14 protein-coding genes and 1 pseudogene are annotated in these 21145 nt (G+C 72.0%); 7 read left to right on the forward strand and 8 right to left on the reverse strand.

Annotated features, from left to right (window positions below; translation table 11 throughout):
- Nucleotides 1–239 precede the first annotated feature (239 nt).
- The 3 genes from AB5J51_RS05125 to AB5J51_RS05135 form a co-directional block, all read right to left on the reverse strand.
- Nucleotides 240–851, reverse strand: coding sequence for a nucleoside/nucleotide kinase family protein (locus AB5J51_RS05125; RefSeq protein ID WP_136223928.1), 612 nt, complete (start codon nt 849–851; stop codon nt 240–242).
- 40 nt (nt 852–891) lie between these two features.
- Entirely contained in the window at nt 892–2991 is a 2100-nt protein-coding gene (locus tag AB5J51_RS05130; RefSeq protein WP_053789177.1) for a SpoIIE family protein phosphatase, read from the reverse strand.
- Nucleotides 2992–3109: 118 nt separating this feature from the next.
- The gene (locus AB5J51_RS05135) at nt 3110–3361 is read right to left on the reverse strand and encodes an acyl carrier protein (protein WP_168724209.1); all 252 of its coding nucleotides are present in this window, start codon (nt 3359–3361) and stop codon (nt 3110–3112) included.
- Between the two features lie 177 nt (nt 3362–3538).
- Between AB5J51_RS05135 and AB5J51_RS05140 the strand changes: the two genes are divergently transcribed.
- The gene (locus tag AB5J51_RS05140) at nt 3539–4321 is read left to right on the forward strand and encodes a lysophospholipid acyltransferase family protein (RefSeq protein WP_369776975.1); all 783 of its coding nucleotides are present in this window, start codon (nt 3539–3541) and stop codon (nt 4319–4321) included.
- Nucleotides 4322–4443: 122 nt separating this feature from the next.
- Here the strand turns inward: AB5J51_RS05140 and AB5J51_RS05145 are convergent, their stop codons facing one another.
- Nucleotides 4444–5940, reverse strand: a complete 1497-nt coding sequence (locus AB5J51_RS05145; protein ID WP_133895850.1) for a hypothetical protein — start codon at nt 5938–5940, stop codon at nt 4444–4446.
- A gap of 20 nt (nt 5941–5960) precedes the next feature.
- On the reverse strand, nt 5961–7445 hold the full coding sequence (locus AB5J51_RS05150; protein WP_369776976.1) for a hypothetical protein: 1485 nt from the start codon (nt 7443–7445) through the stop codon (nt 5961–5963).
- Nucleotides 7446–7787: 342 nt separating this feature from the next.
- On the opposite strand from AB5J51_RS05150, the gene AB5J51_RS05155 reads away from it, so the two are divergent.
- Nucleotides 7788–8597 (forward strand): dienelactone hydrolase family protein, encoded by an 810-nt coding sequence (locus tag AB5J51_RS05155; RefSeq protein WP_369776977.1) that lies wholly within the window; start codon nt 7788–7790, stop codon nt 8595–8597.
- A 70-nt stretch (nt 8598–8667) separates the two neighbouring features.
- On the opposite strand, the gene AB5J51_RS05160 is transcribed toward AB5J51_RS05155, so the two are convergent.
- Nucleotides 8668–9117 (reverse strand): hypothetical protein, encoded by a 450-nt coding sequence (locus tag AB5J51_RS05160; RefSeq protein ID WP_136223921.1) that lies wholly within the window; start codon nt 9115–9117, stop codon nt 8668–8670.
- Between the two features lie 685 nt (nt 9118–9802).
- Between AB5J51_RS05160 and AB5J51_RS05165 the strand changes: the two genes are divergently transcribed.
- The 3 genes and pseudogenes from AB5J51_RS05165 (at nt 9803) to AB5J51_RS05175 (ending at nt 15297) form a co-directional block, all read left to right on the forward strand.
- Complete coding sequence (locus tag AB5J51_RS05165) at nt 9803–10840, forward strand: terpene synthase family protein (RefSeq protein ID WP_136223920.1); 1038 nt, start codon at nt 9803–9805, stop codon at nt 10838–10840.
- A gap of 14 nt (nt 10841–10854) precedes the next feature.
- Nucleotides 10855–12207, forward strand: a complete 1353-nt coding sequence (locus tag AB5J51_RS05170; protein WP_369776978.1) for a cytochrome P450 — start codon at nt 10855–10857, stop codon at nt 12205–12207.
- A gap of 190 nt (nt 12208–12397) precedes the next feature.
- A pseudogene (locus AB5J51_RS05175) lies at nt 12398–15297 on the forward strand (AAA family ATPase).
- Between the two features lie 33 nt (nt 15298–15330).
- Here the strand turns inward: AB5J51_RS05175 and AB5J51_RS05180 are convergent.
- Nucleotides 15331–17814, reverse strand: coding sequence for an MDR family MFS transporter (locus tag AB5J51_RS05180; RefSeq protein ID WP_369776979.1), 2484 nt, complete (start codon nt 17812–17814; stop codon nt 15331–15333).
- 40 nt (nt 17815–17854) lie between these two features.
- Nucleotides 17855–18436, reverse strand: coding sequence for a sigma-70 family RNA polymerase sigma factor (locus AB5J51_RS05185; RefSeq protein WP_133895858.1), 582 nt, complete (start codon nt 18434–18436; stop codon nt 17855–17857).
- Nucleotides 18437–18919: 483 nt separating this feature from the next.
- Between AB5J51_RS05185 and AB5J51_RS05190 the strand changes: the two genes are divergently transcribed.
- Both AB5J51_RS05190 and AB5J51_RS05195 read left to right on the forward strand, forming a co-directional pair.
- On the forward strand, nt 18920–19678 hold the full coding sequence (locus AB5J51_RS05190; protein ID WP_136223917.1) for a DeoR/GlpR family DNA-binding transcription regulator: 759 nt from the start codon (nt 18920–18922) through the stop codon (nt 19676–19678).
- A 105-nt stretch (nt 19679–19783) separates the two neighbouring features.
- Entirely contained in the window at nt 19784–21139 is a 1356-nt protein-coding gene (locus AB5J51_RS05195) for a sugar ABC transporter substrate-binding protein (protein ID WP_369780219.1), read from the forward strand.
- Nucleotides 21140–21145 lie beyond the last annotated feature (6 nt).

Genomic DNA, 21145 nt, shown 5'->3' on the forward strand with positions numbered 1-21145 from the left:
ACGAGTATCAGCACGGGAGTCACGGTCTGGACAGGATTCACGTCGGCGGGAAGCCTTCCGGTGAAATGAACGGAACGGGCATGCCTGCCCCCCCACATCCAGCAGCCGGCCCCACCGGCTGCTCCCCCAACACCACCCCATCGGAAAAGACGCCCGAATGTGCACGGCTGTCGACGGAAATCTTTCGGGAAATGGCGCGTCTGCTCCGCTGCGCGCCCCCCTTGCCGCCGCGTACGCCCCTACTCCACCACCAGGTCGGCCCGCGTCCGGCCCGCGGCGATCAGCCGGGCGTTCGCCTCGTCCGAGCGCGTCACCCACTCCTGCGCGTGGGCCGGAGCCTTCCCGTGGCGGACGTGACGGTCGACCAGCCGCCGGACCCGCACGGTGTCGTCGGGGGCGAGGAACCAGACCTCGTCGAGGAGCGCCCGTACCGCCGCCCACTCCCCCGCCTCGTACAGCAGGTAGTTGCCCTCGGTGATCACCAGGTGCACCGCCGGGTCCACCGGGATGCTCCCCGCGACCGGCTCCTCCAGCGAGCGGTCGAAAGCCGGAGCGTAGACGGCTGCGGACTCGGGTGTGCGCAGCCGCCTCAGCAGCGCCGCGTACCCGGCGGCGTCGAAGGTGTCCGGCGCTCCCTTGCGGTCGGCCCGGCCCAGCCGTTCCAGTTCGGCTTGGGCGAGGTGGAACCCGTCCATCGGTACGACCACGGCCAGTTCGGGGCCGAGCACCTGCGCGAGGCGGGCCGCCAGGGTCGACTTGCCGGCTCCGGGCGGCCCGGCGATGCCGAGGATCCGGCGGGTGCCCGACGCCGCGAGCGCGCGGGCGCGCCGCTCCAGTTCGGTGAATTCCATCCGCCCATCCTGCCCGGACCGGGCGGGTGCCGGGTGCGGCTCATGCCCCGGCCGGTGGCGGGGGCGTGTGGGGGTCGGTGCCGACGCGGGCGATGAGCAGGGCGATGTCGTCGTCCGCCGACGCCGGGACCAGGTGGGTGATCAGCGAATCGCACAGGTGGTCCAGCGAGCCGTGCGGTTCGGCGAGCAGGCGGGTGAGTTCGGTCAGGCGCTCGTCGATGTCGCTGCCGCGGGCTTCGACGAGGCCGTCGGTGTACAGGACGAGGAGGCTGCCCGGCGCGAGGGTGAGGTCGGTCGTGGTGAAGGTGGTACCGCCGACCCCCAGCGGGGTGCCGGGCGGCAGGTCGAGGAGGTGGACCGTGCCGTCGGGCTCCACGGCTGCGGGCGGCGGATGCCCGGCGCGGGTGATCCGGCAGCGGCCGGTCTCCGGATCGGCCACGGCGTACAGGAAGGTGGCGATCATCGGCTCGGCGAGATCGTCCAGGGTCGCTTCCAGCTGGTGCATCAGGGCCTCGGGGGCGAGGTCGAGCCGGGCGAGGGCGCGCACACTGGCGGAGAGCCGTCCCATGACCGCCGCGGCCGTGATGCCGTGGCCCATGACGTCCCCGATGAGGAGGGCGGCCTTGCCCCCGGGGAGGTGCAGGACGTCGTACCAGTCGCCGCCGATCTCGTTGACGTCGCTGGCCGGCAGATAGCGGTGGGCGACCTCGATGCCGGGCGGCGGGGTGATGTGCTGGGGCAGCATGCTGCGCTGCAGGATGACGGCGGTCTCGTGTTCGCGGTGGTAGAGGCGCGCGTTGTCGATGCTGATGGCGGCGCGGGCGGCGAGCTCGCCCGCGAGGGTGACGTCGTCGGGCCCGAAGGGGCCGACGGGGCTGGTCCGGTAGAAGGTGGCGACGCCGAGGACGAGGTCCCGGGCGATCAGCGGCGCCATCATGAACGAGTGCACTCCGACGGGCAGGAGCTGTGCGGGCCGGCTCGTGTGACGGGCGGCGGAGGCGACGACCTGCTCGTCGAGGTGGGCGATCAGGAAGGGCCGGCGGGCGGCGAGGGCCTGGGTGTAGGGGGCGGCCGCCGGGAAGACGAGGGTCCTGCCCAGGGGGGCGAGGATGCCGATCACGGCAGAGCCGGTCAGCGGGGCCTTGCCCAGGCGCCGCATGGCCACGCCCCCGGCCAGTCCCGGGCCGGGCTCGTCGCCGCGGGCGAGGGTGTCCAGTACGTCCACGGTGGCGGCGTCGGCGAGCTGCGGTACGGCGAGGTCGGCCAGCTCCTGCGCGGTGCGCTCCAGCTCGAGGCTGGCGCCGATGCGGACGCTGGCCTCGCTGAGCAGGGCCAGCCTGCGGCGGCCGGCCTCGGCCTCGAGGTGGTCGTGCTGCTGCTCGGTGATGTCGAGCAGCGAGGCGATCACGCCGATCGGGCGGCCGCCCGGGTCCTCCACCCGGACGTACGAGCACGACCACACCCGGTCGTGGACCGGGTCGGCCGGGGTACGGCCCGTGCGGCGGCGGTCCAGCACCGGCTCCCCGGTGGCCAGGACCAGCCGCATCGCGTCCTCCATGTCCTCGGCGTTCACCTCGGGCAGGACCTGTGCGAGGCGGCGTCCCACGTGGGAGGACTCCGAGAGGCCGTTCATCGCCTCCAGGGCCGGGTTGACCTGGAGGAATCGCAGTTGCGTGTCGAGGATGGCGATGCCGACGGGCGAGCGGGCGAACAGCCCGTCCCAGACCGCCGACGATCCCCGGATCCGGCGGGCCGCGTGGGCATCGGCGGCGAAGACCAGGACCGAGGAGGCGCCGTGGCGCCGTCCGGGCACCGGGCCGGCCCAGATCTCCACCTCCAGCGGGTGCCCGTCCCGGTGCCAGGCGGTCACGGTGCCCATCACCCCGCGCCCGGTCACGGCGGTCTCCCACAGGGCACGGCCGAGGCTGCGGTCGGCTCCGGGGTGGAGCAGGTCGGCGATGTGCCGGCCGACGATCTGCGGCGGGGTGTAGCCGAGCAGTTCCTGAGCCGCGCGGTTCCAGCGCACGATGGTGCCGTCCGCGCTGGTGGCCAGCTGCGCGACGGTCAGCGAACCGAGCCACCCGCCGGCATCCTGGGCGGCGCCGCTGATCAGATCCTCGATCGGCGTCTGCTCGTTCATCCGGCCTCCACACCCCCATGGTCGCTCCGGGGGCCCGGGACCGCTCCCCGGCGCGGTCAGGGGCGTGCGGGCCCGGCCGCAAAGCCGCCCGCCCCGGCAGCAGCCGCGCGGCGCCGGATCAGCCGTCCGTGCGCCGGGCAGCGACGAATGCTGCGAACTCCGCGAGCGTGGCGTCGCGCAGCTCCTCCTCCCCGACCGTGATGCCCAGCGTGTCGTGAACGGCGACGGCCATCTCGACGATCATGAGCGAATCGGTCAGCAGGTCACGCATGGGCGCGCTCGCCCGTACCTCGTCGGACGGAATTTCGAGCCTCTCGATGAGCAGTTCACTGAGCGCGTCGAGGACGGATTCCGGGGCGGAAGTGGTCACGGAAGCAGTAACGGAAGCAGTCACGGAGGCTCTCATTTGCGATATCGGTGCCATAGCAGCAGGGTGACGGAGGAAGGTCCCTATCGTGCTCAAATAGGTACCACGTCAGGGCATTTACTCAAAGTCCCTCCCCGCTACGCCTGTTGATGATTCCAAACGTGAGAGTGGTGATCATTCGTGTCGGAAAGCATGGCCGATGTGATCGAGGTGGCCGGTGCAGAACTCAGGTACGTGAAGCGGCTGCTCGGCGAGGCCGGGGAGAGCACCTGGGACCGCTTCCTCGACTGGCTCGTCGACGACTGGTTCCGGCTGGAAGTCGCAGGGCTGGAGAACATTCCGGCTGAAGGACCGGCCGTCATCGTCGCCAACCACTCGGGCGCCTGGGGGCTCGACGGCTTCGTTCTCCAGAAAGTTCTCACGCGCGGCCTCAGCCGGCGGCTGCACGTACCCGCGGCTCATCTCGTATTCCGGTTCCCTGTCATCGGTTCGTACGCCCGCAAGAAGGGCGCCATTCCGCTCGATCCGACGCTGGGATGGGAACACCTGACCGCCGGGGAACTCGTCGGGGTGTTTCCCGAAGGAATGACCGGTCTGGAAAAGCCCTTTCGCAAGCGCTACCAGCTCCGTCCCTTCAGCCCCGGGTTCGCGCTCTCCGCGGTCCGGGCCGGCGCACCCGTCGTGCCGGTGTCCGTCATCGGCGCCGAGGAGGCCTGCCCCCGGCTCGGCGAAATCCCGGCCCTGGCACGCCTCTTCGGCCTTCCCTACTTCCCGGTCACCCCGCTGTTCCCGCTGCCCTCGAAGTGGCTCGTGACCATCGGCGAGCCGATCCCCGCGCCGCGGCGGCCCGAGTCCTACGCCGCCCGCTCGGCCGCGGCCCGCCTGCTGTGCGCCGAGTCCCAGGCTGCCGTGCAGGCCTTGGTGGACCGGGAGCGGCGCAGGCGGGACACGCCGTTCTGGTAGCGCCCGCCTCCTGGGACCGGCCCGTCCGCCCTCGGCCACCGCCCGGGGATGACTGCCGAAGCGTGCACGAGGTCGGCGGGCCGGGCGCGCGGAGGGTGCGCCGTTCGTCTCAGTCCGTCGTCTCAGTCCGTCAGCCGCTTGGCTGCCCGCCGTACCCCGTCGGCCGCCGTCGCGCACCGTTCGGCGTGGCCCAGCAGGACCATGCGGAACCGCTCCCCCTCCTCGTCGGTGCTCCAGCCGCTGTTCCCGGCACAGGCCGCGAGGCTCTCCGCGTGCCGCTCCAGCCGGTCGGCGCTGGCGTGCGCCAGGGCGCCGTACGCCGCCGGGGCGTATCCGAACGCCGAGACCGGCACCGCCGTCGGCATGCCGACCGTCACGCGCCCGTCGCCCGGCCGGGCGGCGAGGTCCTCGAGCGCCACGACCAGGGTCCGCGGATCGAGCGTGTCCGGCAGCCGGTCCGCGGTGATCTGCGGGGTGATCACCACCGGGCGGGCCGCCTCCGTGACGGCCCGTACGATCTGCTCGGCGACGAGCGCGGCGAACCGCGAAGCCGCGCATCCGGTCGGTGCCCCGCACAGCGGCGGCATCCCCGAAGGCAGCGCCCTCGCCGACGGCCCCGACGGCCCCGGCTCCGGGCGGCCCTCGCCGTCCAGGCCGCGCAGCCAGCCGGGCACCCGCAGGACCTCGGTCCCGGCCTCGACCGCCAGGTCCTGCCACACGAAGTCGGCCCGTACGGGGTACACCGCCGCGGCGACCGGCGGCCAGCGGCGGAGCGCCTCGCCCACGGCGGCCTCCGGGGAGGCGGCGGCGCCCACCGCGAGCAGGGCCAGCGCCTGGAGCACGGTCCCGGCGGCGGCCTCGGACACCAGCGCGAGTGCGTGCGCGACGGCCGGTCCGGCGGCCTCCGGCTCGGTGCCCTCGCGGCCCGCGCCCCGCGCCGTCATCCGGCCCGCCGTCGAGGCGGGGTCCGGGTCGGCGAGGTACGGTGCCAGGCGGCGCCGCAGCGCCTCGGCCCGGCCCTCGTACGACCTGCTGTCCGCAGCCGCCGTGGCCGCCGCGAGCACCTCGCTGAGCAGCGTGTCCTCGACGGCTGCGGCGCCCGCGACCACGCGCCGGGCCAGCCGCTGCATGCCGCGCTGCCAGTCGTGCCACTCCAGCGTGCCGTCCCCGCGCCGGGCCGAGATCGCCCGGTCCACGTACTCGGCCAGCAGGGCGCCCAGCTCGCCGGCCGGAACCGCCGCGTCCCGGGGCAGCGGCACGTGCGGCGAGAGACCGTACCGCTGCCCGCCGGCCGTGAGGCCGACCGCGGGCGCGAGGGCCCCCGCCTCGTCCGCCGCCGCGAGCAGGCCCGCGGCGTCGGCAGCGGCCAGCGGCAGGAGGAACGGCCCGAAGGGGGTGCGCAGTTGTACCGGGCGGCCGGAGCGGGTGCGCCGCAGGAAGGCCAGCAGCGCGCGCGTCACGCCGTCCCGGGTCAGCATGTCCAGCCCGAGGGCGCGGGCCGGGGCATCCGCCCACGGCAGGCGCTGGGCGAGCATCGCCGCGCTGAACACGGCGTTCTCCAGGGGCCAGGCCGTCGCGGGACGTCGCGACGTGGTGGCCGGGCTGTCGGCAGTGGTCATCGGTCGGTCTCCCTCGTGGGTCACTTGTCGCGCAGCATGTAGGGCTGATTGCCGACGACTTCGCCGTCGTATGCGCCGATCAGCTTGTTGACCTGGTCCCGGTGATGCGCGAACTCCCCGCGCAGCGCGTCGGAGTAGGCCTGCGGGGCGTGCGACAGCGGGTAGTCGTACGACTCGTCCAGCCAGGCCAGTTCGACCCAGCTGTCGGGGATGTCGTTGGGTGAGGCCGGTCCGCGCCCGTCCAGCCCCGGGATCACGTCGTGCTTGTTGACGAGGCTGATCACCTGGGTGGTGTGGTCGGCGGGCCGCTTGCTGTCGATCGGGGAGCCGATCGCGACCACGTGCGTGACCCGGTAGGTGGAGGAGACCTCCACGTCGCTCGCGAGGTTCATGGCGGTCATCCCGCCCAGGCTGTGCCCGATGATCATGAGCTCCGCGCCGGTGGGCAACCCCGCCCGCCGCAGCAGCTTCTTCGCGGCACGGGTGTACGTCGTGTCGGTGCGCAGCAGTCCGTCGAACGCGCCGACGAGGTCCTGCGGGGTGCTGTTGCTCAGCAGCCCGAAGCTCGTGCCGGGCAGCAGGAGCACGTACCGTACGGCGCCGTCGGCGCACGCGACGCGGCGCAGCAGCACCAGGCCGTGGTTGCCGAGGGCTCCGATGTCGCCCACGTAGCTGACGATGTCGTTGCGGGAGGTGGCGAGCACCTTCGCGAGGATCGGGTCCGGCTCGGTGCGTTCGGCGCGGCCGGGCCCGGGGTTGAGGAACTTGAGGACCGAACTCGGCAGCCCGAGGAAGGGATCGGTGGTCGGCACGCCGCCGGCGAGCGTCACCCAGGAGAAGTCGTCGTTGACCGGGTTCTCGTCGAGCAGGCCGAGCAGGGCCATCAGCTCCATGATCACGGGGCTCACCGTGGTCAGGGCGCGGGTCACGCCCAGCAGCTCGATCAGCGCGTACATCGCCCGCAGTGCCTCGAGCCGGTTCCCGGCCACCATGGCGTCGGTGAGGCGGCGTGCGGCCGGGGAGGCGAGGCCCGGGTGATCGGCCGCGGCAGCCTTGATCCGCAGGGCGAAGGCGTCCACGGCCATGGCCACCTTGGCGGGGCGGCGGTACGTCATGCTGCCGGCCATCCGCACGAGTTCGCCGATCAGGCCGCCGTTGGCCCCGAACCCGAGTCCGGTGGAGGCGGTCAGCGCCCGGGCGCAGGAGGCGGCCGTACCGAGCGCCCAGCCGGGGCGCCGCAGCGCCTCCCGCCCGAACCGCCAGCTGGACAGGGCTCCGGTGAGCTCCGCGCCGGACTGCTTGGCCGTCAGGGCCGCGTCCGCGAGCAGGACCGACGCGGCGATGAGGAGCTCGGGGTCGATCCGCTCCGGGTCCGGGAACGGGGCCGGGGCCGGTTCGGGGGCGGCCTGAGCGGGTACGGCCGGGGCCGCGCTCTGGGCGGCGGGATCCGGGCCCTTCCGCGCGGGGAGACGCTGAGCCGTTTCGTCGACCACCTGAGGCGCCACTTTCCTACCTCTCATCCGTGTGCAGCGGCTTCGCAGCCTTGCCCGCTGTGTGCGGGGGAATGGTGGCACCGAATGTGGCCCTTTCCGCGCGGCCGGACGCTCGTTTCAGCGTGTCAGCCCACGTACGGCCCCCGGCCCGGGCCCCTTCGCGGGCCCTGCCCACGCGGCCGTCGGCGGATCCGGCAGGTGTCCGGTTCACCCGACGGGGTTGGCCGCGCCCGGGAGGATGAGTCCGCCTCCTCCCGGTTGACGCCCGGCGCGATGCTTGGCATGGACGCGGCGTACAGTCGGCTGCCGACGCCAGGACCCGACCACCCTCGCCGCCGACCGAAAGCAGGAGCGATGACAGGCACCGCACCGACCGCCACCCTCGCCGGATGGCGCCGGGCCCCCTTCTCCGCCGAGGGACTCACGTACGACTGCTTCGAGAAGGGCGAGGGCCCCGGTGTGGTGCTCCTGCCGGAGCTGCCCGGCATCACCCCCGAGGTGCTCGGCCTCGCCGAGCACCTGGTGGGAGAGGGGTTCACCGTCGTGATGCCGTCGTTGTTCGGTACGCCGGGCAAGCCCGTCTCCGTCGCCCGGACCGCGGCCGTCTTCGCCCGCATCTGCGTCTCCGCGGAGTTCCGGGCCTTCGCCACGAACGCCCACCGGCCCGTCGCCGACTACCTCCGGGCCCTCGCCCGCGACCTCGCGGCCCGTACGCCTGCCGCAGGGGTCGGAGTCATCGGCCTCTGCTTCACGGGCGGTTTCGCCCTGGCCGCCGCCGTGGACGACTCCGTTCTGGCCCCTGTCATGAGCCAGCCCTCGGCCCCGATCGCCCTGACCGCCGCGCGGCGCGCGGACGCCGGAGTCTGCGAGGACGAGCTCCAGCGCGTCGTCGACCGCACCCGCAACAACGGCCTCTGCGTCATGGGGCTCCGCTTCAGTGGCGACTGGATGGCCCCCCAGGAGCGCTTCGACACCCTGCGCTCCCGGCTCGGGGACGCCTTCAAGGTCATCCGGCTCAGCTCCGCCCCGGGCAACGACGACGGCTTCGGCCGCCTGGCCCATGCCGTGCTGACCCTGGAGGTCCGCGAAACCCCGGCGGACCACCCCGCCTTGAAGGCCCGGACGGATGTCACCGCCTTCCTGCACGAACGGCTGCGCGGCTGACCCGACGGCGCGAACCGCGGCTGCCGCCCTCGGAACGCTCACGCCTCATGCCCGGTCCAGGCTGCGGAGGTCAGCTGCCGTGCGCGCTGCCCGTGTCGTCGGTGGCGCGGGCGATGCCGTCGAGTTCCTTGGCGATCCAGGCCTGCTCGGCCGCATCGCAGGGCGGTAAGGACACCGCCGGCGCGTGCTGCCGGTGGGGGCGGGTGTTGTCCACGACCGCCCAGCCCTTGCCACCGTCGGGGGCGGCCAGTTCGACGAGACGGTGGTCGAGGTGGCCCGTGATCATGACCGCCATGAGGGACAGGTATTCGCGCTGCAGATCGGGGGCGAGGTCGGTCTCGCCCGGCACCTCGAGGACGGCCTCCCGTCCGTCGGCCAGCAGTGCACAGGTGGCCTGGACGGCCCTGATGAGCACCTCGAACCGCTCCCCGTCGAGACGTGCTCGCAGGACCTCCAGGTAAGGGCCCAGAACATCGTCCTCCCGGCCGTCCCCCGGGGATGCCGCATGGTGCTCGATCATGTTTCCCGCCCTTTCCCGGACGGCCGCGTCCCTCCGCAGTGTAGGGAGCGTGCAGTACGTGCACGGCGGTCTTCGGCCATCCTGCAACCCGCTGCACGGTGCGTCGACTTGGCACCGCCGGGCCGTCTCGGCCGCAGCAAAGGCCGTTGATCCCGGCGGAGTTCACGTCCGCCGGATGTGGCAAGGTCCGGTCACGAAGGAGGTCGCGCGCCCCGTGCGCAGCAGCCGCCCCACGCTGCGCACCTGCGCTCCCCGCGCCTGCGCGCCCGTGCTCGTCATCAGTGGCCGGAAGAGGTCCATGAGCAGCTCCGGGTCGGGTCGTGCGTCGACCGGGTCCCGTCCGGGGAGTCCCCCACGCCCCTCGCGCGAACCGGCGCTCGGCGGCGACTATGCCCCCCGCACATCTGCCGTGAATATTCCTTCGGTAATTTCACGGACAATTCAGCATCTCCCCACTTCCTACATTGACAGTGCGCTGCGCCCTGCGAGTTAATTAGTTCACGGGTGGCCTGATGTAGTCGTGTGTGGGCGGGATCTGGTCATTTGGCGACCGGTTCATTCCGAACAGTCGCGGTTGTGGAGCCGTGACGGCACCGCAACAGCAGGCTGCTCTGAAATCGCACGTGCCATCACGATCGTACATTGAGCGGGTATTGGCGAATCCGACTCTTCCGTGGGGGGATCAATGGCCCGGCTCGACCCATTCCCTGTTCCCGATTTCCATCTCCCGTTCGGGAACTCCAAGCATCCACTGGCCGCGCGGGCCAACGCCGAGGCCACGTCGTGGGCGTTGCGCCACGAGCTCGTCACCGATGCCGCGGAGCAGTTCGCCGGCATCGGCTGCGGGCACCTTGCGGGGCGGGTGAGCGGCGAGGTGCCGTACGACACCATCGTCCTGCTCGCCGAGTGGATGGCCTGGTCGTTCGTCCTCGACGATCAGCACGACCATCTCATCAGGACGGGTGAACTTGCAGCCTGGCGGCCCGTCACCGATGCCATCACCGAGTATCTGGACACGGGCAGGACCAACAGGGCGTCATCGCGTCGCAATCCCTTGGTGAACGGATTCGTCGACCTGTGCGACCGGATCCTCGCCGGGATGTCCCCGGGAACCGCGGCCCGATACCGGACCCATGTCCCGCTGATGCTGCGCTCGTTGGACCAGGAGGCGGGCAATCGGGGGGCCGGGGGGCGTCCTTCGATCCAGGACTACGTCCTGATGCGCCGGCACAGTTCCCAGTTGCTGCCGATGATGGACATGGTCGAGGCCGGGCTGGGAATCGAGGTGCCGCAGCGCATCCACGACCTCCCTGCCTTCCAGGCGGTCGTCGAGAGCGCCGTCGACATCATCTCGTGGGGCAACGACGTCTTCTCCCTGCCGAAGGAGCACGCCTGCGGGGACAACAACAACCTCGTGTCGCTCATCTCCTCGTGGGAGGGATGCTCCCTCCCGGACGCCGTCCAGGCGGCCTGGGACCGCATCCAGGTCCGCATAGAGGACTACGTGGCCGCGGAACGGCGTCTGTTTCAAGTCATGGACACCCAGGGGGAGATGGACCCGGCCGTACGTGCTGCGGTGACCCGGTGCGTGCGGAGCTACGAGGACTGGATGATCGGCACGGATCTGTGGCAGCGTTACGAGTGCACACGGTACAGCGACGAGCGGTTCGCAGCCGGGCTGGAGTCTGCCTACATCCGCCCGGACCTGGTCTCGGTGGCATGACAGGGAGTCGGTCCATGACCCACGCGGAACATCCCGGCCCGGTGGTCCACGCCCCCGCGGCCCCGGGACGGTTACCGCTCCTGGGCCACGCGATCCCCCTGTGGCGGCAGCCGATCGCGTTCCTCGAATCGCTGCGCGAGCACGGTGACATCGTCCGCCTCGACATCGGCACCTGGCCCGTCCACGTGCTCACGAGCCCGGACCACGTCCACGCCGTACTGGTCCAGCAGGCCCAGCAGTTCGGCCGCGGCAGGATCTTCGAGCGGCTCCGTCCGATGTTCGGCAACGGCATCGTGACGACCGACGGAGACTTCCACCGCAAACAGCGACGCATGGTGCAACCGGCCTTCCACCGCAACCACATCGCCGGCTACGCCGAGGTGATGGGCCGGGCGGCGGAGGCGATGTGCGCCTCGTGGACGCCGGGCCGCGAGGTCTCGATGCTCACGGAGACGCGCCGGTACGCCCTGTCCTCGGTCGCCGAGATGACCTTCTCGGGAGGCCTGAGCGGGGCCGCGATCGCGGAGGTGCACCGCTCGCTGCCCATCGTCCTGGAGGGCATGCTGCTGCGTGTGGTCATGCCCAAGTCCCTGGACCGGCTGCCCATCCCGCCCAACCGGCGGTTCGACACGGCGGCCGCCCGCCTGCGCCGCGTCATCGACCGGATGATCGCGCAGTACGGCGCCGAGCAGGAGGACCGGCACGACCTCCTCTCCCTGCTGCTGTCGAGCGTGGACGCCGAGACGGGCGCGACGATGAGCGCCGAGCAGGTACGGGACGAAGTCATCGCGATCATGTTCGCGGGGACTGAGACCCCGGCCACCACCCTGGCCTGGATCTTCCATGAACTCGGCCGGCACCCGCAGGTGGAGAAGCGCCTCCACGCCGAGGTCGACGCGGTGGTGGGTCCGCGCCCCGTCCGCCCCGACGACCTGCCCCGGCTGACGTATACGAACAACGTGTTCCAGGAGGCGCTGCGCCTGCACTCCCCGCTGCTCTTCACCCGGCGGTCGCTGGAGCCCCTCACGCTGGGCGGTGTCTCCATCCCGGCCGGTGCGGAACTGGCCTACAGCCCGTACGCGTTGCACCGGGACCCGGCGCTGTTCCGCGATCCCACGGCCTTCGATCCGGACCGCTGGCAGGAAGACGGCGAGGAAAAGCCGCGGCCCCACCGGTTCATCCCGTTCGGGGCGGGCCAGCACAAGTGCATCGGCGATGCGTTCGCCGTGGCGGAGATCCTGACCGCCGTGGCGACCGTGGCCTCCCGGTGGAAGCTGGTCCCCGCCCCGGGTGTGACGGTGCGTGAACTCCCGGCAGGAATACCCCAGCCCAGCGAACTCCCCATGATCCCTGTTTCACGCCATTGACGGGGAACGCTCGATCCTGTTCATTTCACGGCGAGTCCACCGATCCGCTGACGTCACACCGCTCGTGACGTCAGCGGAGGATACAGCGTCGCTCCCGTACGAGTGACGTGATCCCGCAATAATGTGCTTAAGCAGCAATTCCTCGTCCCCTGGGTCGTACACTCGGCCGCACGCGCAGGAGGGGGCAGGAATGTCACATGTCACGGAACCGCGAGGGTGGGCGTCCCAGCCCCTGCTCGAACGGGAGTCCGAGATTCTCGCGATCCACCGCGCGGTGGACGATCTCTGCGGCATCACGGACACCGGTCCCGCCGCCCGCCGCGGGGGTGTGCTGACCTTCGCGGGGTCGGCCGGCATCGGCAAGACCACGCTGCTCGCCGAGGCCCGCCGGCACGCCGCCGAGCGCAACTGCACCGTACTGTTCGCCCGCGGCGGCGAGCAGGAGAAGCAGGTGCCGTTCCACGTGATGCGGCAGCTCATCCAGCCGGCGTTCGCCGCCATGACCGAGGCCGAACGGCACGAGGTCCTCGGCACCTGGTACAACATCGTCGCCCCGGCGCTCGGCCTGACCGCCGCCCCGGAAGTCCCCACCGCGCCCGACCCGCAAGGCGTGCGCGACGGCTTGGACTGGGTCGTCACCCATCTGACGGTGCGCAGCGCCCCCGTGGTCCTGGTCCTCGACGATGCGCACTGGGCGGACGCCGAGTCCCTGGCGTGGCTGACCGCTTTCACGGCGCGGGCCGAGGAACTGGCCATGCTGATCATGGTGGCCTGCAGGCCGGACGAGATCCCCGCCGGCGCCGGCGCCCTGCGCGCCCTGATGGGGCGCCAGGGAACGCGTCCGCACGAGCTGGCTCCCCTCACCACGAGCGCGGTCGCCCGCATAGTGCGCGACGCCCTCGGCCAGAGCGCCGACGACGTGTTCTGCCGGGAGTGCTGGGCGATCACCGGCGGAAACCCCTTCGAGGTCGTCGAGCTGGCCATGAAGGGCCGCGACCGCGAGCTGAAGCCGCACCAGGACAGCATCCCCGAGCTGCGCGATCTGGCCTCCGCCGTCAAGGGCAGCGGCCTGATCGCCCGCCTCGAGCAGCTCGGACCGTCCACCGTCCGGCTCGCCTGGGCCGCCGCGGTGCTCGGCACCGCGGTCCCGACCAGCATCGTCGGCAGCGTGGCGGCCCTCGGTGAGGCCCAGGTCGGCGAGGCCATCGACCAACTGCGCAGCGCCCGCATCCTGACCGTCCTCACCAGCCTGCGGCGCAAGGAGGTCGTGGAGTTCTTCCATCCTCTGATCGCCACCGCCGTCTACCGGTCGATCCCGCCCAGTGTCCGCGTCGCCATGCACGGCATGGCCGCGCAGGCCCTCGTCGACGACGGGCAGGGCGCCGCCGCCGCGGCCCGCCACCTGCTCGAGATGCACCCCGACGGCGATCCCTGGGTGGTACAGCAGCTGCGCCAAGCCGCACGCGACAGCTTCTCCGCGGGCGCGCCCGATGCCGCACGGCGCTATCTGGCCCGGGCGCTGCGCGAGCCGCCGGACGTCGAGGACCGGGCCGAGGTGCTGTTCGAACTCGGCTCCGCCAACCTCCTGCACGATCCGGCGACGACCATCAACCAGCTCAGGGCCGCGCTGGAAGAGCCCAAGGCCGAACAGAGCCTGCGCGAGGCGATCACGTACCGGCTCGCCCAGGCCCTCGCCCACACCGGCCAGCTGGCGGACGCCTCCGACCTCCTCTCGGAGGAGGCCAAGCGCGCCACGAGCTCCCGCACCCGGCTGCGCATGCAGGCCGAGCAGTTCAAGTGGAACTCGGTCCGGGTCGACGAGGAGAACTCGCCCGCCCGCTCCCGGCTCCTCGCCCAGTTCGCCAAGCGGCTCACCGGCCGCGGCCTCGCCGAGCGGCACATCCTGGGCCTGCGGGCCTGGGACGCCGCCATGCGCGGCGAACCCGCCGCCACGGCCCTGGAGTACGCGGAACAGGCACTGGACGGCGGCATGAGCTGGACCGACCAGGACTTCGGGTTCGAGGTGCCGGCCTCCGTCGCCGTCACCCTCATGTACTGCGACCAGCCGGGCCGCGCCGAGGACCTGTTCAACACCGGCATCGTCGAGTTCGAGGCGAAGGGCTGGCGCGGCGCGCACCTGTCGTTCGTGTACACCCTGCTCGGGTACGTCCGCTTCCGGCGCGGGCGCCTCGCCGAGGCCGAGGACTTCGTACGCAACGGCCTGCAGATCGCGGACCGCATCGGACACGGGACCCCGGCGCAGTGGTACGCGATCGGAACCCTCATCGAGACGCTGCTCGCCCGTGGGAACACCGAGGAGGCGCAGCGGGTCGCCGACACGTACAAGCTGGGGGACGGCTTCCCCAGGCGGTCGTCTACCCCGACCCCCAGGCCGTGTTCGGCAAGCTCCTCCTGGCCCAGGGCAGGGTGGACGAGGCGGTGCAGCACCTGGCCGCGGCGGGCAAGCGCCTGGATCTGCGCGGCACCCGCAATCCGTCCTGGAGCCCGTGGCAACTCGATCTGGCGCTGGCTCAGGTGGCCCGCGAGCCCGAGCTCGCGCGGGCCACGGCGGCCGAAGCGGTGTCCCGGGCGCGGGCGTTCGGCACGTCGAGCGTGATCGGCCACGCCCTGCGGGTGTCGGCGGCGACCACGGATCCGGCTCAGGCGGCCGTTTTGCTGCAGGAGGCGGTGGACCACCTCGAACAGTCCCCGGCCGCCTGCGAACTCGCCCATGCGCTCGTCGACCACGGCACGGCGCTGCACACGCTCGGCGACCCGCACCGGGCGGCGCAGCAGCTCTACCGGGGCATGGAAACGGCTGCTGCATGCGGCGCCGATGCCCTGGCACGCCGTGCCCGTTCCCAGCTCGCGTCGGCCGGGCTGCGCCCCCGCCGTCTGCACACGTTCGAGCAGGACACCTTGACGGTCGCCGAGAACACGGCGGCCGGGCATGCCGCCCTCGGGCTCGACAACACGGCGATCGCGGCGAGGATGAACACCGACACTCAGGCGGTCTCGGAGCTGCTGTCGGCGGTCTTCACCAAGCTGGGCACCGACCGGCTCGGCCTGCGCCGAGCCCTGGGAGTCTGACGACCGGGCGAACGCCCGTCCGCCGCTGGAGGATCACAGCGGCGGACGGCCTTCGTCCCGGGGGTCGCTCGGCGCCCGGACCCTGATCATCACGGCGGCGAACAGGCCCGCGAGCAGCACGATTCCGGCCGCCCACCAGAGGGATGCGGAATATGCGCCCAGCAGTGTGTCGCCTTGGCCGGAGAGCAGGACGCTGAGCAGTGCCCCGCCGATCGCCGCGCCCACCTCCTGGGCCGTTGTGATCGCTCCCGCGGCTCCCCCCGAGTCTTCGGCCGCGACCCGGCCGGTCGCGATCGCGTAGATCGGCACGAAGGCCAGACCGGTGCCGAAGCCGGCGAGGAGCGTGCCGGGCAGGATCCCGGTCGCGTAGGAGCCTTCGACACCGAGGCCGGTGAGCAGGAGCAGCCCGACGGCCGTGAGCGCCAGGCCCGCCACGATCAGGACGCGCGGCGCAGTGCGGGGCAGCAGCCGGGCGGAGACCTGGGTGGAGCCGATGACGAGGGCGGCGACCATGGGCAGCCCTGCCAGCCCGGCCATGCCGGGCGCGTAGCCGCAGATGTCCTGAAGGTAGTACGCCAAGGCCGGGTACAGGGCGAGGGTGCCGACCCCGGCCAGGGTCATGCTGAGGATGCTGCCGGCACGGTCCGGGTCCTTGAAGACGTACGGCGGCAGGACCGGGCTCGATGTCGCGGTCTGCCACCAGACGAAGGCCACGAGCAGGAGGACGCCACCCACGACCAGGACCAGGACCAGGGGGGTGGTCCAGCCCTCCGTCTGGGCCTCGCCGAGACCGTGGACGAGCGCGGCGACCCCGCCGGAGCCGAGCAGCACGCCGAGCGCGTCGAAGTGGCCGCCGGTGCGGCCCGGGCGGTCCGGCTGCAGGTTGAGTGCGCCGATCAGGGCGATCACGGCGACGGGGATGGCTGCGTACAGGGCCCAGCGCCAGGACAGGAACTCGAGGAGCCAGCCGCCCACGGCCACCCCGAGAGGCCAACCGCCGCCGGCGACCGCGGTGTAGATCCCGAAGGCCCTGCCGCGCTCCTTCGGGTCGGTGGAGCCGGTGGCGACCAGGGAGAGCGCGGACGCCGTCACCAGCGCCCCGAAGACGCCCTGCAGGGCGCGGGCCCAGACCAGCGTGCCGTGCTCGCCGGCCGATCCGCCGAGCGCGGAGGCAGCGGCGCACCCGAGCAGGCCGACGATCATGGTCTGTTTGCGTCCCACCAGGTCCGCGAGATGCCCGCCGATCAGCAGCACCGCGGCGAAGGCGGTGAAATACGCGTTGACGATCGGCCCGAAGCCCTCGCCGGAGATGTGCAGCTCGGCTTGGATGCCCGGCAGCGCCGTGCCGAAGCTCGCCGCCTGGAGCAGCACCATCAGCTGCGCCAGGGCGATCACCACCAGGCCCCGCCGGCGCCTGGGGTGCGGTGCCTGCGGGTCCGGGAGGGCGGCCGGGGGCGGAGGTACGGTCCAGGCGCTCGGGGGCGGGCCCGGGGGCGGTCCGAATCCCTGCGCCGGGTCGAAGTGTCCGGGGGCCGTAGGGGCGTACTCGGGCGGCGGGGGAGGCAGCGGTCCGGGGACCGCCGCGGCCGTCCCGGCGGGTGCCGGAACGGGCACAGGCGGAGCGAAGTCCAGCAACTCGGCAGCGTGGCGACCGAGTTGGGCCAGGACCGCACCCGGAAGCCACTCCGCGGCCTGGTCCGTCGCCGTGCGCTCGGCCACCTCCTGGGGGGTGGGCCGGCGGGCCGGGTCCTTGTGCAGGCATGCGCGTACGAGGTCGACCAGTGTCTCCGGTACGCCGGTCAGGTCGGCCTCCTCCTCGGCGACCCGGAAGAGGTGGGCGTTGAGCCCGGTGTCGGTGGCGCCGAAGAGGAACCGCCCGGTGGCGGCGTAGACGAGAACCGCACCCAGGCAGAAGACGTCGCTGGCCGGGGTGAGTTCGAGGCCGCGGACCTGTTCCGGCGACATGAAGCCGGGGGAACCGATCAGCATGCCGGTACGGGTGTGCAGGCTGTGGTCCTCGGCGAGGCTGTCCATCGCCCGTGCGATGCCGAAGTCGATGACGCGGGGGCCGTCGACGGTGACGAGGACGTTGGACGGCTTGAGGTCGCGATGGATCAGGCCCGCCCCGTGCACGGCCTGGAGGGCGAGGGCGAGGCGATTGGCGAGGGTGTGCACCGAGTACTCGGGCAGCGGCCCGAAGTGCTTGGCGACCACGGCGTGCAGGTCGGGCCCCGGGATGTACTGCGTGGCCACCCAGGGGGTGGCGGCCTCGGGATCGGCATCGAGCACGGCCGCCGTACAACTCCCGCCCACCCTGCGCGCGGCGGCCACTTCGCGGGCGAAGCGCTTGCGGAACTCGGGGTGCCCGGCGTACTCGGCCTGCACGACTTTCACGGCTACGGTACGGCCGCCCTCGGAGCGGCCCAGATAGACCAGGCCCATGCCGCCCGCGCCCAGCCGGGCGATCAATCGGTACGGGCCCATGCGCGGCGGGTCTTCGGCGGTGAGCTGGTCCACGGCAAGAGGGTATTTCAACGATCCGATGACGGTGGGGACATCAGCCGAATCGATCAGCGCTGACGGGCCCTCGCAGCCCCCGGCTGCTCAGTCCTTCCCGGAGGGCGCGCATCGCGTAGTGCGTACGCGATTTGACCGTGCCGGGCGGCACGCCCAGCACCTTCGCGGTCTGGCTCACGCTGCGTCCCACGTAGTACATGTGCAGCAGCACCTCCCGCTGGAACGGCGCGAGGTCGCGCATGGCGTCGAACACGACGTGCGTGGTGAGGGCCCGGTCCACTCCGTCCGTTACGGGCAGCCTGCCGAGGCCCTCGTCGTCGGCCTCCGGCGGGCGCGTCCGGCGGGCCCGGTAGCCGTCGATCACCAGGTTGCGGACCACGGTGAACAGCCAGGGGCGCAGCGCCCCGGTGTCGGGGTCGAGTTCGGCGGCGTGCTGCCAGGCACGGATGGCCGCTTCCTGGAACACGTCCTCGGCCCGGTGCCAGTCGCCGCCGAGCAGCCGGTCCGCGAAGCGCATCAGCACGTGTCCGTACGTGTCGTAGAGCGCTCTCAGAAATTCGTCGGCAGGCTCCCCGGAACGGTTCTCCGATGCCTGCGGGGTCGGTATCGGCAAGTCGTTCAAGACGGTTCCCTCCGGTCCGGCACCGGCAGTCGGCAGCTGCCGTTTCTGATCTCTGATGATGTTGTAGCCCCGAACGGGCGGCCGGACCGGGCCCGTTGTCGAGCGGATCGCGCCCGAGTCCGACCGCCCGGACGGGGGCGAATCCCCAGTTCAGAGGTGATCCGCACGACCTGGCGGCCGTACCGCGTGCCCGAACGGCGGGTTTCGCCGACCCGATTGGCGCCCGGTGGGTTTCGACCACAACGCGGGGCGGCCCGCTCCCGACCCGGCACGCACAGGCCGCCGAACGGGCACCCCCGGCGCCCGGAATGACCGGCTGAACGGCTCTGACGTGCCGTTGACCGGTTTGCGGAACGGGCACATCCAGGCCATCTCCTGCCCGGAACAGGCCGGTACCCAGCCCGCGCCCGGCGGTATAAATCTTTGGCAGGCCCGTTCGGGCCGCCGGTGCCCGAACGGGCGAGGGAAGGGCAGGTACGTCCGATGCGGTCAGAGGAACGTCACCAGCGGCTGCTCACCCTGGCACGGCAGCAGGGGCGACTCGAGGTCGCGGGTGTCGCGGCCGACTTCGGGGTGGCGCCGGAGACGATCCGCCGGGACCTGAGCGAACTGGAGCGCCGGGGCCTGGTCCGCCGCACGCACGGCGGCGCGTATCCCGTCGAGAGCGCCGGCTTCGAGACGAACCTGGCGCAGCGGGTCACGCTCCACGTCGAGAACAAGCGCCGGATCGCCGCGCAGGGCGCCAAACTGCTCGGCGGAGCGGAGACCGTCTTCATCGACGAGGGGTACACCCCCCAGCTGCTCGCGACACTGCTGCCCACCGACCGACCGCTCACCCTGGTCACCGCTTCGCTGTCGACGGCCGCGGCGGTGGCCGACTCGCCCCACACCATCCTGCTCCTGGGCGGCCGGGTCCGCGCCCGGACGCTGGCCACCGTGGGCTCCTGGGCCTGTGCGATGCTGTCGGGCTTCGTCATCGACCTGGCGTACCTGGGCTCGAACGGAATCTCCCGGGACTCCGGCCTCACCACCCCCGATCCGGTCGTGGCCGACGTCAAGGCGAAGGCTCTGGAGGTCTCCCGCAGGCGGATCTTCATGGGACATCACGGCAAGTTCGGGGCGAGCAGCTTCTGCCGCTTCGCCAAGGTGTCCGACTTCGAGACGATCATCACCGACACCGGGCTGTCCGCCGCCGAGGCCCACCGGTACACGCTCCTCGGCCCGCAGGTCATCCGCGTCTGATCCGACTCCGACCCGATTCCGGCCCGGCGCCGACGAGTGCCTCCCGCACGCCGCGCGTGTCTTCGGCGTGTCCGAAAACCACTACCGCGAAGGGGATCCACCATGATGACCAGAAGGGCAGCAGCCGCCGCCCGCGCGGGTGCCGTCGGACTCGGCCTCGCCGTACTCGCCGCGTGCTCCGGCGCAGGCGCGACCGCCGGCGGATCCGGGGCCCGTTCCATCAACGTGCTGATGGTCAACAACCCGCAGATGGTGGACCTCCAGAAGCTCACTGCCGACCACTTCACCAAGGCGACCGGCATCAAGGTCAACTTCACCGCGCTGCCCGAGAACGACGTACGGGACAAGATCAGCCAGGACTTCGCCAGCCAGGCCGGCCAGTACGACGTCGCCACCATCAGCAACTACGAGACCCCGATCTACGCCAAGAACGGCTGGCTCTCCCCGCTCACCGCCCGCGCCGAGGCCGACCCCGCCTTCGACCAGGGCGACATCCTGCCCCCGATCCGGCAGTCCCTCACCGCCTCCGGCGAGATCTACGCGGAACCGTTCTACGGCGAGTCCTCGTTCCTCATGTACCGCAAGGACGTCTTCGCCGAGAAGAACCTGACCATGCCCGCGAACCCCACCTGGACCCAGGTCGCCGAGCTGGCGGCGAAGGCCGACGGGGCCCGTCCCGGCCTGAAGGGGATCTGCCTGCGCGGTCTGCCGGGCTGGGGTGAGGTGATGGCCCCGCTGACGACTGTCGTGAACACCATGGGCGGCACCTGGTTCGACAAGGACTGGAAGCCGCGGCTCGACAGCCCCGAGTTCGCCGAGGCCGTCACGTTCTACGTCGACCTGGTCCGCGCACACGGCGAAGCCGGCGCCCCCCAGGCCGGGTTCACCGAGTGCCTCAACGAGATGGAACAGGGCAAGGTCGCCATGTGGTACGACGCGACCTCCGCCGCCGGCCCCTTGGAGGACAAGGCCTCCCCCGTGGCGGGCAAGGTCGGCTACGCGCCCGCCCCCGTCGAGCGGACGAAGAGCTCCGGCTGGCTCTACACCTGGGCCTGGGGCCTGCAGAAGGCCGGCAAACACCAGGACGACGCCTGGAAGTTCGTCTCCTGGGCGTCGAGCAAGGAGTACGAGAACCTCGTCGGCGAGCAGCTCGGCTGGTCCCGGCTCCCGGCCGGCAAGCGCACCTCCACGTACGCCAACCCGCAGTACGTGGCCTCCGCCTCCGCCTTCGCCGACGCCACCAAGTCCGCGCTGACCACTGCCGACCCCGCCGACCCCGGCGTCCAGCCGCGGCCCGCGCCGGGCATCCAGTTCGTCGGCATCCCCGAATTCACCGACCTCGGCACCGAGGTCTCCCAGCAGATCAGCTCCGCCATCGCGGGCCGTACCGGCGTCGCCGAAGCCCTCAAGGCCGGCCAGACCCGGGCCGAGGCCGTCGCCAAGAAGTACGCGGGCAACTGAGCGACA

It is taken from the genome of Streptomyces sp. R33 (assembly GCF_041200175.1).
In the GTDB taxonomy this organism is placed as follows: Bacteria; Actinomycetota; Actinomycetes; order Streptomycetales; family Streptomycetaceae; genus Streptomyces; species Streptomyces katrae_B.

Bases quoted from the DNA above. Each gene is read 5' to 3' on its own strand.
- AB5J51_RS05155 (WP_369776977.1), top strand. From the start codon at position 7,788: ATGACAGGCACCGCACCGACCGCCACCCTCGCCGGATGGCGCCGGGCC.
- AB5J51_RS05195 (WP_369780219.1), top strand. From the start codon at position 19,784: ATGACCAGAAGGGCAGCAGCCGCCGCCCGCGCGGGTGCCGTCGGACTC.
- AB5J51_RS05125 (WP_136223928.1), bottom strand. From the start codon at position 851: ATGGAATTCACCGAACTGGAGCGGCGCGCCCGCGCGCTCGCGGCGTCG.
- AB5J51_RS05170 (WP_369776978.1), top strand. From the start codon at position 10,855: ATGACCCACGCGGAACATCCCGGCCCGGTGGTCCACGCCCCCGCGGCC.
- AB5J51_RS05165 (WP_136223920.1), top strand. From the start codon at position 9,803: ATGGCCCGGCTCGACCCATTCCCTGTTCCCGATTTCCATCTCCCGTTC.
- AB5J51_RS05145 (WP_133895850.1), bottom strand. From the start codon at position 5,940: ATGACCACTGCCGACAGCCCGGCCACCACGTCGCGACGTCCCGCGACG.
- AB5J51_RS05130 (WP_053789177.1), bottom strand. From the start codon at position 2,991: ATGAACGAGCAGACGCCGATCGAGGATCTGATCAGCGGCGCCGCCCAG.
- AB5J51_RS05190 (WP_136223917.1), top strand. From the start codon at position 18,920: ATGCGGTCAGAGGAACGTCACCAGCGGCTGCTCACCCTGGCACGGCAG.
- AB5J51_RS05160 (WP_136223921.1), bottom strand. From the start codon at position 9,117: ATGATCGAGCACCATGCGGCATCCCCGGGGGACGGCCGGGAGGACGAT.